At 43.4% G+C, this 13,852-nt stretch carries 8 protein-coding genes and 2 pseudogenes; 5 read left to right on the top strand and 5 right to left on the bottom strand.

Going from position 1 to position 13,852, the window contains the following annotated elements; genetic code table 11:
* The 4 genes and pseudogenes from DW830_RS07445 to DW830_RS17315 all read right to left on the bottom strand — a co-directional run.
* Window positions 1–136, bottom strand: a pseudogene (locus DW830_RS07445) (IS1380 family transposase); the annotation flags it as partial.
* A gap of 644 nt (window positions 137–780) precedes the next feature.
* A complete protein-coding gene (locus DW830_RS07440; RefSeq protein ID WP_119249440.1) occupies window positions 781–2,067 on the bottom strand; it encodes an ATP-binding protein in 1,287 nt (428 codons plus the stop codon).
* A 1,004-nt stretch (window positions 2,068–3,071) separates the two neighbouring features.
* Window positions 3,072–3,701, bottom strand: coding sequence for a site-specific integrase (locus DW830_RS17320; RefSeq protein ID WP_410524500.1), 630 nt, complete (start codon window positions 3,699–3,701; stop codon window positions 3,072–3,074).
* A gap of 93 nt (window positions 3,702–3,794) precedes the next feature.
* A pseudogene (locus tag DW830_RS17315) lies at window positions 3,795–4,082 on the bottom strand (phage integrase SAM-like domain-containing protein); the annotation flags it as partial.
* A 247-nt stretch (window positions 4,083–4,329) separates the two neighbouring features.
* Between DW830_RS17315 and DW830_RS17070 the strand changes: the two are divergent.
* From DW830_RS17070 to DW830_RS07410, 5 genes are all read left to right on the top strand, one after another.
* Complete coding sequence (locus DW830_RS17070) at window positions 4,330–4,692, top strand: carboxypeptidase-like regulatory domain-containing protein (protein ID WP_317125381.1); 363 nt, start codon at window positions 4,330–4,332, stop codon at window positions 4,690–4,692.
* Window positions 4,693–4,706: 14 nt separating this feature from the next.
* The gene (locus DW830_RS07425; RefSeq protein WP_317125382.1) at window positions 4,707–7,544 is read left to right on the top strand and encodes a SusC/RagA family TonB-linked outer membrane protein; all 2,838 of its coding nucleotides are present in this window, start codon (window positions 4,707–4,709) and stop codon (window positions 7,542–7,544) included.
* Window positions 7,545–7,569: 25 nt separating this feature from the next.
* Window positions 7,570–9,192, top strand: coding sequence for a RagB/SusD family nutrient uptake outer membrane protein (locus tag DW830_RS07420; RefSeq protein WP_119249437.1), 1,623 nt, complete (start codon window positions 7,570–7,572; stop codon window positions 9,190–9,192).
* Between the two features lie 35 nt (window positions 9,193–9,227).
* Window positions 9,228–10,037 (top strand): hypothetical protein, encoded by an 810-nt coding sequence (locus tag DW830_RS07415; protein WP_119249436.1) that lies wholly within the window; start codon window positions 9,228–9,230, stop codon window positions 10,035–10,037.
* Between the two features lie 62 nt (window positions 10,038–10,099).
* Window positions 10,100–11,758, top strand: coding sequence for a C10 family peptidase (locus tag DW830_RS07410; RefSeq protein ID WP_119249435.1), 1,659 nt, complete (start codon window positions 10,100–10,102; stop codon window positions 11,756–11,758).
* 555 nt (window positions 11,759–12,313) lie between these two features.
* On the opposite strand, the gene DW830_RS07400 is transcribed toward DW830_RS07410, so the two are convergent.
* Window positions 12,314–13,768 carry an AAA family ATPase gene (locus tag DW830_RS07400; protein ID WP_119249433.1) on the bottom strand — a complete coding sequence of 485 codons (1,455 nt, stop codon included), beginning with the start codon at window positions 13,766–13,768 and terminating at the stop codon, window positions 12,314–12,316.
* Window positions 13,769–13,852 lie beyond the last annotated feature (84 nt).

Raw genomic sequence — 13,852 nt, 5'->3', positions numbered from 1 at the left:
ATCCGATGATACTGCTGCATCTCTGACCCAGTGTTGAGTCGATAACGGGTGAAAGCATGGAGTCAAATTTCTCCATGATTGAAAAAATTCCTCCAAAAGGTGTGAGTTTCTCAGATTTTATTTGTACCTTTGCCATGTCTTGTTACGATTTTCGCTTGTTTTCTAATTGCAACACTAAGATAAGTGAAAAATCTGACACGGCAAAATCCTGGGCAACTTTTTGTTGCTCAGGAACTTATAAATAAAGTTAAATTATAGTGTTGCGGAATTAAGGATAATTTCTTTCTCTCAACTTTTCTTAGATGATCACTCACAAGGAGTTATCATCATCTTTTTGCCCCCTCCTCTTGCCCCGAGGTGGAGGAGTTCGCTTTTTATACCTTATATATATAAGGGTCTGTAAGTCTAAAACTTACTTAATTTTAAAGAATATTTTTAATCGGGTGCAAAATTAAGCATTATTTAGGAAACCACCAAACTTTTTTCAGAAAAAGTTGCACTTCACCCTGCATTTTGTTATAAATATCCGGTTTTTATGCACTTTTTCTTATAAAATGTAAAGAAACGGGCGACAGTTCATATAAAAACCGTCGCCCGTTCCATATTCTAGTTTTCGACAAATCCTCACATTTTCCGAAGGAGTTTAAAGAAAGTTTCCTTTATAGGGGAAAGTTTTTCGGGAAAAGTTTCCTCTATAAAGGAAATATCTTATGGTTTTTCTTCCTTTATAAAGGAAAATGGGGGTACGAGGATGGGGATGGGGAGACTGCGAGGGAGAGCTTAGAGGGATTCGGCAGCCCAGAGAGGGATATTGGTTACCCAGTCTTCTGGTCTGTAATCATTCATCGAGATGCGATAAGCGGCTTGCGGGTGGTTATCCTCTACAAATTGACGCAAACTCTTAGCTTTCACGTTCGTCTCCGCTTTCACTTCTATCGGAATCACCTCGCCCTCTTCGTCTTCTATCAGGAAATCTATCTCTTGTGTACTCTTCGGTTTAGAGAAATAGTATGGTTCGTAGCTGAGCAATAGCTGCTGCATCACATATTGTTCAGTCAAGGCTCCCTTGAATTCCGTAAAAATATCGTTGCCCGAAATGACGGTTGTGGTCTTTAGGCGAGCCATCGCTCCCAGCAGTCCCACATCTAGCAGGAATATCTTAAAGGCGGCACGATCTTCATAGCTCTTCAGCGGGATGCGCGGAGCCTTCACATTATATACCTTATATATAAGTCCTGCATCTTGAAGCCATTGCAGGGCTATTTCATACTCTCTGGCTCTAGCTCCCTCTCTCACCAATCCGTAGATAAATTTGCGGTTCTCTTTGCTCAGTTGTGCAGGAATCGAATTCCAAATGTCTGTTATTCGAGGCACAATCTCCAAAGGGGCATGCTTGGATATATCTCTTTGATAACTCTTCAATATTTCGTTTTGTATCATCCTAACTTCCTTCCAATCCCGGTTTTGGCTGAAGCTGAGCACTGCTTCGGGCATTCCACCTACATAATAGTAATATCTGATCAATTCTTGGTATTTAGGAGCAAAGGCATTGATCATGTCCCAGTCCTTGTTTTGCAAGAATTGAGCCAATCCGTTTTCACCCATCGCCATGACAAACTCCACGAAACTCATAGGATATAAACTGAGAAATTGTACCTTACCTACGGGAAACGATTCCCCCTTGTGAAGTTCGATGCCGAGCAAGGAGCCTGCCGCCACTACATGGTAGCCTGGAGCATTCTCATAGAAATACTTGAGTGATGTGATAGCATTGGGGGCAGCCTGTATCTCGTCTAGAAAAATAAGGGTGTCGCCCTTCGTACATGTTACATGCGTCGCAGCCCCAATGGCTGTGACAATTCTGTCTATGTCGAAGTCTTGTATGAAGACATTCTGCAAGACTTTCATGTTTTCAAAGTTGACATAAGCCAACTGCTTGTAGTTTTGACGTGCAAACTCTTTTACAAGCCAAGTCTTTCCTACCTGTCTTGCGCCCTCTATTACAAGGGGTTTGCGCCGAGAACTATCCTTCCATTTAACCAGTTCCTTAATACTTGTTCTTTCCATAATTCTAGCTCCTTTTTACACATTTTTCTAGGGAATCCTCCTAGATGCTCCCACATTTTTCGGGGGAATAACAGTGCAAATTTACACATTTTTCGGGGGAATAATGGAGTTTTTCTACACATTTTTCGGGGGAATGTTGGAAAATGCTTGTTTTTTAAGCATTTTTAAAATTCTAGCTTTCAGTCTCCAGCTCCTTTCCGAGAACAAAGAGCATATAGAGAGGAATATTCAGCATCTTAGAATCCTCATTTCTATCGTATGGCAGGAAACAGGTTCGGAGAGACCAATTGGGCAATTATCAGCCTTTTTACAAAAGAAGCTAAAAATCAAATGATTACGAATGAAAAATCACATTTTCCGAAGGAGTTTGCGGCAATCTCTCACATTTTCCTAAGGACTTTTTGCCCAATCTCTCACATTTTCCGAAGGAGTTTTGCTGAGTTTAATGAATAGAGAGATACTTTCAAAAACACTCTTCACTCTTCACAAATACAGCATAACCAACTGTATATAAGAAGATTGCGCGTGTGAAGAGCAACAAGGCACTCTTCACCACTCTTCACGTCTCTTCACCCTGTATTTTTTGAGGCTCCGAGATCATTCCTTACTCCCTGCTTCAGCCATCATTGAAGACCAGCGCTGGTCATCAATGATGACCGAGCTTCGTGATAAGTAAGCGGCTCAGCGTTTATCCTCTTACATAAGGTGAAGAGCGGTGAAGAGTTGTGAAGAGTGCCCTATTACTCTTCACCGCTCGGAAGCCCTGTGTTTATCGGGGTTTCAGGCGATTTGGTGAAGAGTGAAGAGTGAAATCGAGAGTAGGATTTTTACGAGCAAAACGGCTCTGGCAGCAAACCATATTCCAAATCACAGATGGCAGTTCTGAAGAATTCTTCCTCCCGACGTATCGTTTCGTGCCTGGCAATGGCAAGATATTGCCCTGGCAAAGGGCAATATCTTGCCGTAACCAGGCAATAAACGAAAGGAGCTACTTGCCGGCTGGACTATAACCCCAGATCTTCCATCAAAGTCTGGTTTGCTTCGAACAAGTCGGAATCAAAAAGGCTTTTTATATAGATAAAGGTGGTTGAAGATTTGGTATGTCCCAAAGCCTTGCTTATCAAGCTGATGTCCAGATGATGAAGATAAGCTATGCTTGCCCATGAATGACGAACCACGTAAGAAGATAAGGGTTTAGCCAGCCCCAGCATCTTAGACAATTGATGCAGATTGTAGTTGTACTGGCGCAATCGAGCCGTATATTGACGATGCAGTTGGGCAGAAACAGATGGTGAGGAAACTGAATCTTTTACCTTGTCAGAAAGTATCGGAAAGACAAATTCTGAATCTCTTTGTTCATATCGCATGATGATTTCAAGCATCGCAGGCAATAGTGCTACCTGTATCTGCTGTCCTGTCTTATGCCGGGCATAATAAATACATCCGTTTCTCAATTGGCTTTTCTTGAGATAGGCAATATCCACAAAAGGCATTCCCATCGCATAAAAAGAAAACAGGAAGATGTCGCGAGCGAAGGAAAGAGAACCTCCAGGCTGTAGCGGCAAGGCTTTGAGCTGCAGAATTTCTGATTGTGAGATGCAACGTTTCTCGGTCTTGGTCCTCCCCGTAAACACTTTACTGAATGGAGCAGCATTGAGAACCGGCAATGCTCGATGATGCATAGCCCGCAAAGCCCGCATATAAGCAGAGCATGTGTTCAGGCAGATATTGCGCCCCAGCAGCCATCGCTGATAGCTATCCAGCTTTTCTGCCGTCATATCAGAAAAAAGCCAGTTGTCACTACCAATGAACTTTGTAAAGGAACGGGCAGCAGTAAGATAATTACTGGCAACTTTAAAACGTCCTTCCTGTTTTGCCCTCTCCACTTCACCTTTCACGAAGTCCCATCCAGGAATCTCCAACACATCCTGCTCATCTGCCTGATTCGCAGAATCAGAAATCTTACCCTCACTCTTACTTCTTCCGAAACCGAATTCTAACTTGAAATACGCCATAACCTAAATGTTTAAATGATTAAAAATAAAGATTTTACGAAAATATACCCAAAGGTATGATACATCCTGTTAATTCCAATAGCTTTATTGTGAAAAATCGCCGTTTTTCTCCGTAAATCTCCACCTCGGGGCAAGAGGAGGGGGCAAAAAGATGATGATAACTCCTTGTGAGTGATCATATAAGAAAAAGTAGAGAGAAAGAAATTATAAACATTATATATTCATTTATTTAAAACGAGAGAGATTTATGGAAAAAAGACTCATGACAGTAGTTGCAGGCCTTGCTCTCAGTACGAGCATGGCTTTTGCACAAAGTCAAATCTCTGGTCACGTGACCTCTTCTGAGGACGGAAGCCCAGTTATCGGTGCTTCTATCAAGGTTGCAGGCACTAACACAGGTACAGTTACCGACATTGATGGTAACTTCTCATTGAACGCTCCTGCCGGAGCTAAGCTGGAAATCACATACATCGGTATGAATCCTGCTCATGTTAAGGCAGGTAATAACATGAAGATTGTTCTTGATCCAGACGAGCATAGCCTTGATGAGGTGATGGTCGTTGCCTTCGGTACTCAGAAGCGTTCAGCTTCACAGGATCTGCTGCGGTAGTAGGTGCTGGCGAAATTGGTAAGGCTCAGGTTTCTAACCCAGTTGAGTCTTTGAAGGGTAAGGTTGCCGGTGTACAGATGACTCAGGTTTCTGGTCGTCCAGGCGAGAGCTCAAAGATTCGTATTCGTGGTATCGGTACTATCAATGCTAGTACAGACCCATTGATTGTTGTTGATGGTGTGCCTTATGACGGTGATATGAACACTATCAACCCGGACGATGTTGAGAGCCTTACCGTATTGAAGGATGCAGCTTCTGCTGCTCTTTATGGTGCACGTGGTGCCAATGGTGTTGTGATGATTACAACCAAGACTGGTAAGACAGGTTCTTCTTCTATTACATTCGATGCTAAGTGGGGTTCTAACTCTCGCGCAGTGCCAGATTACAAGTATATCAACAATGCTGCTGGTTACTACGAGACTTGGTACACTGCATTGAACAATTATGCTTTGAATACTTTGAAGTATGATGCAAATAATGCAAACCTTTGGGCTAACAAGAACCTGACTGCAGACAATGCTTTCGGTTTGGGTATGAGCGTATTCCAGACTCCTGCAGGTGAGGTGCTGATTGGTACCAACGGCAAGATGAATCCTAATGCTACAATGGGTCGCGTAGTATCTAACAATGGTCAGCAGTATTATGTTACAGCTGATGATTGGGTAGATGCCATGTTCCGCAATAGCCTCCGCCAGGAGTATAACATCTCTGCACAGGGTGCTAATGAGAAGGGTAACTTTATGCTCTCTTTCAACTACTTGAACAATGAGGGTATTACCTTCGGTTCTGGTTTCGAGCGTTATTCTGCTCGTTTGAAGTCAGAGTACAAGATCAAGGATTGGTTGAAGGTTGGTGCTAATGTCAACTTCGCTCACTATGCCAACAATCAGTCAGGTGTGGGTGATGAGGGTTCATCTGGTTCAGCTGGCAACGTGTTCGCATTCGTAGCAATGGCTCCTATCTATCCTCTTTATATCCGCGACGCTCAGGGCAACATCATGATGCACGAGGCTAGTGGTACAAAGTTGTATGATTATGGTGATGCGTCTATCAATGGTCAGAAGCGTGCTTATATTGCACAGTCTAACCCTCTTGCTGCTAATCAGCTTGACAAGTATAAGATAGAAGGAAACAACTTCAATATGCAGGGTACCGTAGAGGTTCGCTTGCCTTTGGATGTTACCTTCACATCTATCAACAATGCTTATGTAGATGAGTATCGTACAACAAGCACAACAAACCCTTACTTCGGTCAGTATGCATCATCTAATGGTATGGTTTACAAGTATCATGAAAGATACTTCAACTATAACCTGCAGCAGCGTTTGAACTGGGCTCATGAGTTCGGTGAGCACTCTGTAGCTTTGATGCTCGGTCATGAGTACTACAACCAGAGTTATGCTTACCTCTATGGTAGCAAGAGCAATCAGTATAGCCCTTCTAACGATGAGTTGGCTGGTGCTGTGTTGTTGAACTCTACTAACTCCTATACCCGTGAGTATAACAACGAGGGTTACTTCGGTCGTGTACAGTACGACTACAATGACCTCTATTTCTTCGATGCATCTCTCCGTCGCGATGCTTCTTCACGCTTCGCAAAGGAGAACCGTTGGGGTACCTTCTATTCTTTGGGTGCTTCTTGGGTAATCAACAAGGAGAAGTTCTTCAATGTAGATTGGGTTGATGATTTGAAACTGAAGGTAAGCTATGGTCAGGTAGGTAACGATAACATCGAGAGTCTTTCTTTGGGTTACTACCACTATTCTACCAACTACGATATCGTGAACTCTAATGGTTCTGTATCTCTGGTTCCTGTAGGCCGTTATGGTAACAGAAAGATTACCTGGGAGACAACTGGTGAGTTCAACGTTGGTGTTGACTTCGGATTGTTCAAGAACCGTTTGAGCGGTACTTTCGAGTTCTATTCTCGTAAGACTTCAGATATGCTCTTCAACTTCTCATTGCCACAGTCATTCGGTTACACCGGTTACTATGACAACGTGGGTGATATGATCAACAATGGTCTTGAGTTGACCTTGAACGGTGACATCATCCGTACAAGAGACTTCGTCTGGAGTGCCAATATGAATATCACTTACAACCACAACTACGTAAGCTATTTGCCAGATGCAAAGAAGACTTTGACTGTTGATGGTGTTCAGGGATATACTAACGGTGGTTACTTCATCGGTGAGGGTGAGCCTATGTACACTTACTACCTCCACAAGTATGCTGGTGTAGATCATGAGACTGGTGAGGCTCTCTATTACAAGAATGTGAAGGATGAGAATGGTAATGTTACTGGTCAGACCACAACCAAGAACTCTTCAGAGTCTGATTACTACTTGTGTGGTACAGCTTTGGCAGACGTATTCGGTGGTTTCGGAACAAGCGTTTCTTACAAGGGCTTCGACTTCTCTGTAGATTTCATGTATCAGATCGGTGGTCAGATTTACGATAACGACTATGCTAGTGCAATGAGCGCAAGCGGTAAGTCTATGCGTGGTATGGCTCTCCACGAGGATATCCTGAAGGCTTGGACTCCTGAGAACAAGAACAGCAATATCCCACGTCTGCAGTATGGTGATACATATATGGCTTCTCAGTCAGACCGTTTCTTGACAAACGCTTCTTACTTGAGTCTCCAGAACATCAACTTGGGTTATACCTTCCCTAAGGCATGGATCAGCAAGCTCAACTTGAGCAACTTGCGCATCTACGCTCAGGCTAACAACGTATGGGTATGGTCAAAGCGTCAGGGTCTCGACCCACGTACCAGCTTGACAGCTGCCAACGCTTCTTATTATCCAGGCGTACGTACCATCACTGGTGGTATCACACTTACATTCTAAACTTATATAATATAGGAATACAATTATGATTAAGATAAAGAATTCAATCTTAGGTGTAGGTTTGGCCTTTGCAAGTCTTACTACATTCACTGGATGTATCGACGAGACCCAGCCTACCGATATTGCAACATCTGAGCAGGTTAGCCAGTCTGCTGCAGCCGTAGAAGGATTGGTGATGGCAATGCCAGCGTTCTTCAACAACTTGAACGAGACATTCTATACACCAAACAACTACCACTTCAACTTCGGTTACGGATCAATGATCCGTATCCGTGCCACATTGACTGAGCCTTTCGTAACACCAGGCTCTGGTTACGACTGGTTTGCTCCATGGGCAGAGAATGAGGGTATCAACCAGGATGCAGCCCGTTCAAACTTCGTCTGGACATACTACTACAAGTTCATCCAGACAGCCAATAACGTTCTCTCTACTATCAATGAGGAGACTGCTACTGATGAGCAGAAGGGTTACATTGCAGCTGCCAAGGCTTTCCGTGCGCTCGCTTATCTCGACCTCGGTCGTATGTACGAGTACTTGCCAACAGATGTTACAAAGGGTGTAAATGCCGATGGTAATGATGTTACTGGCTTGACTGTGCCTATCGTGAAGGAGGGTATGGCTGAGGCTGATGCACGTAACAATCCTCGTGTTAAGAAGGAGGACTTGATCAAATTCATCAAGGAGGATTTGGAGTATGCTGAGCAGAATATCGGTAAGCTCACAAAGACAGAGAAGACTTTGCCTCACTTGGACTGCGTATATGGTCTGGAGGCTCGTCTCTATATGTGGGAAGGCGATTATGCCAAGGCTCAGGCTGCAGCAGAGAACGCTATCAAGACTTCTTCTGTACAGCCTATGACTCAGGCTCAGTGCCTGAACACCACTACAGGTTTCAACAACCTGGCAGACTTCATGTGGGGCTCTCAGCAGACATCAGAGGATGTTGTAGTTTCTACAGGTATCGTCAACTGGATATCATTTATGTGTAACGAGCAGACCTTCGGTTATTGCGGTGCAGGTACTGGTGACTATATCCGAATTGATACATTGGCTTATAATCGTCTGAATGATACCGACTTCCGTAAGTTGGAGTGGGTAGCACCAGCGGGTTCTCCAATCGCAAACAAGGTTTCATTTGTCAATAAGACTTATGGTGCTTCAATGCCTCCTATGGCATCTGTCAAGTTCCGTCCTAACCAGGGTGAGATGGATGCTCCATCTATTGCTGCTGCTACAGCATTCCCAGTAATGCGTGTTGAGGAGATGTACTACATCCGCATTGAGGCTGTTGCACAGCAGGATGCAGAGAAGGGCAAGGAACTCCTGGAGTTGTTTATGAGAACTCGTGACCCTAAATATACTTGCAAGGCAACAAGCAAGGAGGATATCATCAAGGAAATCTACTTCCAGAAGAGTATTGATCTTTGGGGTGAGGGTATCACATTCTTCGATATGAAGCGTTTGAACTACTCTTTGACTCGTGGTTATCATGGCACAAACCATTCTGTAGGTGCTCGCATCAACACAAATGGCCGCCCTGCTACAACCAACTTCCTTTTCTATCGTACAGAGGCAGAGAACAATACAGCTCTTAAGGGATGGAACAACCCAGACCCATCTGGTAAGTATCCACTTTGGACAGAGTAATAACACGAATCGTTATATAAAAGATTAAAAAAGTTATGAACAAGTTTTTTAAATATACATTTATAGCACTGCTCGGTGTTCTTACCCTCGGTTTGAGCTCTTGTACAGATGAATATGAATATACTCCAACTTCTAAGACAGAGTTGGGTGGTAATGCTTTCCTGGTAAGTGAAGGCTCTACAGCTAAATCTTTCTTGCCAACTGCAGAGCAGAGCTTTACATTCAAGGTGTCTCGTGTAGATTCTACAGAGGCTCAGACAGTAGGTCTGTCTAGTAGTAATGAGAAGTTTACCGTTCCTGCAACTGTATCATTTGCTGCAGGTCAGGGTACTGCTGAGGTAAAGGTTAACTTCGATATTGCAGCTGGTACATCAGAGAAGACCCGTATCGCCATCACCGATGCAGAGAAGTATTACTATGCTGCAACCGTGCTCGATTATAGCATCACACGTTATCAGGCTTACAGTGGTACATACGTAGCAGATCCAGGTTTTCTTGGTTTCGAAATCCAGACTCCTTGCTATCAGATTGGTGCTGGTAAGTTTATGGTTCCTGCTGATCCAGAGAATGGATATGAGTATGATATTGTATTCTCTATCGATAAGGACAATAATGTAATCGTAGCTCCACAGCCAGCTTGGAATCATCCTTCTTATGGCGCAGTTTATGTAATGGGTAATGCCGAAGGTGATGCTGTTGCTGATGGCTCTGGTTCTGGTGTTGCTGGTACTTATGATCCTGAAACTGGCGTGGTATCTATGGCTATGTTCCATTTCATACCTAATACAGGTTCTTTTGGAACAAAAGACGATGTCTTTGTATTTAACGAGAAGCCAGCTCTTTAAAATAATATAACAAGAAAGCCGGATGGGACAGTACCCATCTGGCTTTTTTCATTTTTTTGCCTATGAAAAGATATTTTACTTTAGCTTTAGTAGCGTCTCTCTTTCTCTGTGGTGTTGAGGCCAGAGAGAGAACGATGGATGAGAAGCAAGCCATTGCTTCTTCGGTATTGACTATGCAGTCACAGACTCGTGGAAAGGCAGAACTGACGCTCAGACTCTTGCAGGCTTCAGATACCTATACAGTATTGGGAGATGATAGCCGCTTTGTAGTGGTAAGCAATGATGATGCTTTCGATGCCGTGATTGGTTATGCAGACTCTCCTTTCGATGCTTCTGCCAATAGTTCTCTGGCATGGTATCTTCGTGCTGCATCTGAATCCATGAAGGCTGATTTGCAGAAAGGCTCTGCCGTAACAAGAGCTTTGGTGATTCCTTCGGGCGATTTCAAGGAGGCGGTAGAACCTCTCTGCAAGACGCTCTGGGCGCAGGACAAACCATTCAATAATCTTTGTCCTACAACTTCTAAAGGCAAGGCTTATCCTTCGGGATGCGTGGCTACGGCTTTATCGCAAATTATGTATTATCACAAGTATCCTATTAAGGGAAAGGGCAGCCATCAGTATAGCTTTACCCCAGCCGTGGGAGATGGTAGATTGCTGAGTTGTGATTTCGCAAACACCACTTTCGACTGGGAGAATATGTTGGAAGACTATGAAAGTAAGAAAGATTATACAGAAGTGCAGGGAAATGCTGTGGCAACCCTGATGGCTGCTGTAGGTGTTTCCGTAGATATGCAATATACTGAGTCTGGTTCTGGTGCCATGTCAAGGGAAGCGCGTTATGGCTTAATCAATTATTTCTGCTATAATGAGAATATCAACTGGCTGAATCGTTCTTTCTATTCGGCTGCCGAATGGATGAAGTATATCTATACGGAATTGAATCAGAACCGTCCTATCTATTATACGGGTGATGATGAAAGAAATGGCGGTCATGCCTTCGTGCTTGATGGATATGACAAGCAGGGCATGGTTCACATCAACTGGGGATGGGGACCAAAAGGCGGAAATGGATACTTCGACATTGCTCTCCTGAATCCTACAGGATTTCAGTTCAGCGAAGGTCAGGATATGCTGATAGGTATTTCGCCTGCTTCCTGTCTTCAATATGAATCCCGTTTTTATGCTGATGAAGGATTGAAAGCCAGCAAGGTGGCTTCCTTGCTGAATGTGCAGCCGGCTAAGATCTATAATCAGACAGGTGATAACATCACTGGTGATATCGCTGTGATTCTGGAATCTTCTGATGGTGTAAAGAATGTAATTCAATCTGCTCATGTAGATAAGGCGATTACCTATTATTATGTGAATAGCGGTAGTGATGCTGTGAAAGTTGGAGGTGTGCTGAAATTGCCTTCTACCTTGAAGGATGGTGATTACAGAGTGTATGTAGCCTCTAAGTGTGACAAGGATACTGACTGGCGTCTGATTCGTACTCCAGAGGGAACTGCCAACAGTTATATGCTTACCATAGCTGATGGCAAACTGGCTTCTGTAGGCGAGGGCATTGCCGATGATTCGTGGACAACTACCGGCATTACTCCTATACATGCTATTCCAGCCAAGTATCGTTCTGCCAAGACTTTCAACATCAATGGTCAGCAGGTTGACTCCAGCTATCACGGTATCGTCATCAAGGATGGAAAGAAAGTGATGCAATAGGTCTTTATAAGAAAAATGATACATAGGTCTTTTCAAGAGATACGTCATACAATACATATATAATAAGGTGTATCCTTCTTGCCCCATACATCGGGCAAGTGTGGATACACCTTTTTCTTTTTATCTCCTTCACCCTCAAACATTTTCCAATAATTCCTTGCTTCTTTCAGAAGAAAAGCGTATCTTTGCAAAAAAAGGATCACCTGCAAATGCGTGTGGGCTCGAATAGATGCCCCTACTTAAAATTTCTGGCACATGTGCCACTTTTTTTAAGTGCAAAGATATGCGAAAGTAGAGTTCTAACCAAAAATTTTTAGATTTATTATACTAATAAGGTGTATCCCCTAGCCTTTCATCATCGAAGGCTAAAGAGGATACACCTTTTTCTTTTTATCTCCCTCACTCTCAAACATTTTCCAATAATTCCTTGCATCTTTCAGAAGAAAAGCGTATCTTCTCGGGTTGGAGAAAGTATCATTCTGGGTGCTAGAAAGTAACTTCTCTGTCGAGCCTAGTGGGAATACCTTGTTGTCGTACAACTTTTTGTACCTTATGTTATGCAAACAAGTCATCCCCTGTTACTTGTCTTGTTATTTTTCTTGCATACATATTATTATATAGTCCGTATGGAGTGATGAAGGTAGGGATGAGGGTCTTGTTAGTCTTGGTCACTTTCTTGAATATGTTAAGGCGGTGCATGAGATGGGCATCGTATGCCTTGTTGATTTCATATTCTCCCTGACAGTATTTCATCTCGCAGATGGAAATGGACTTGTCGGAGCGGTCTATCAATAAGTCTATCTGGGCACCTTGTTTCAAATCCTCATCGGCATCCTCGTCTGCCAATGTCTTGCTGGTAGGGCGATACGACCAAGCGCATGGGATGTTGATGCAACCATCTATGCCAAGGGCTTTTACAATATTGTTGATGTGATGAAGGCAAGTTATCTCGAAGGCATGGCCACACCATGAGGCATACTCGCTGGTTGATTGCATCTTGATCCAGTAGTCGTCAAAGAATGTACCTTTGTTGTGCATGAATTTGAAGTAGAACAATGTGAATGGGTCTATCAGTTGATACATACATTCCTTTTTGGTCTTTCCAAAAGGATTGTAACTGCGGATGAAGTCGCACTGCTCCAGTTCCTTTAGCATGCTCGTAAACCTACCGTTGTTGGGAAGATGCGTAGCATCCAAGAGTTCTTGTCTCGTCATGCCTTTGCCCTTATCTTTCAGTGCCGTTACGATTGCTTGGTAATTGTCTGCTTTCTTGAATAAAGATTTGAAGAGACGGTCGAATTCTTCTGTCAGTTCGCCACCACGTGTAAAGCATAGTTGCTGGATATTTTGTGCCACGCTCTTGTCGCTTTCGAAGAGGGAGAGATAATAGGCAATTCCACCTACAGCCATGAAGCATTCGATGATTTCTGGTCGCTCATAATTGAATCCCTGTGCCTTGAAATAGTCTCCTACTTCTCTCAGGCAGAAAGGTGAGAGAAGGATATTGTGCGTAACACGATTGTGGAGACCGCCATGAGAGTTGATGACATTGTCTATCATCCAGGTAGTGGCACTTCCGCAGGTTATCAACTTGATGTCGTTGCGATAGAAAGCCCAGTCGTTCCAGAAGTGCTCCAAGACACTGATGAAGTGAGAGGAACGAGTGTCAAACCATGGAAGTTCATCGAAGAAGATGACTTTCGCGCCTTCCGGCATATTTTCTATAGCCTTTTGTAATAATCTGAAGGCTTCTTCCCAGTCTTTAGGCATTGTATCCACATTCATTTGCTCAAGGAGGGCAAAGCCAAAATTGGTGAGTTGTTCCTTGGTAGAGACATTGTCTTTGCCTGTAACTCGGAAGGTAAAACGTCTCTCAAACATTTCCTTGATGAGAAATGTTTTACCTACACGTCGTCTGCCGTATATGGCAATAAACTCCGATTTACGACTAGAGATGTAGTTCTCCAGCTTGGATATCTCTTGTTCTCTTCCGATGATGTTCTCTTTCATATCAGTCTTTTTTGCTTAAAACTGTCGCAAAGTTACAAAAAAAATGAGATTACGACAACTTTTTAGCGAGAAAAGTGTCGCAAT

Source organism: Prevotella sp. AM34-19LB (genome assembly GCF_003468525.1).
Taxonomy (GTDB): Bacteria; Bacteroidota; Bacteroidia; order Bacteroidales; family Bacteroidaceae; genus Prevotella.
This window is presented reverse-complemented; position numbering and strand designations above follow the sequence as displayed.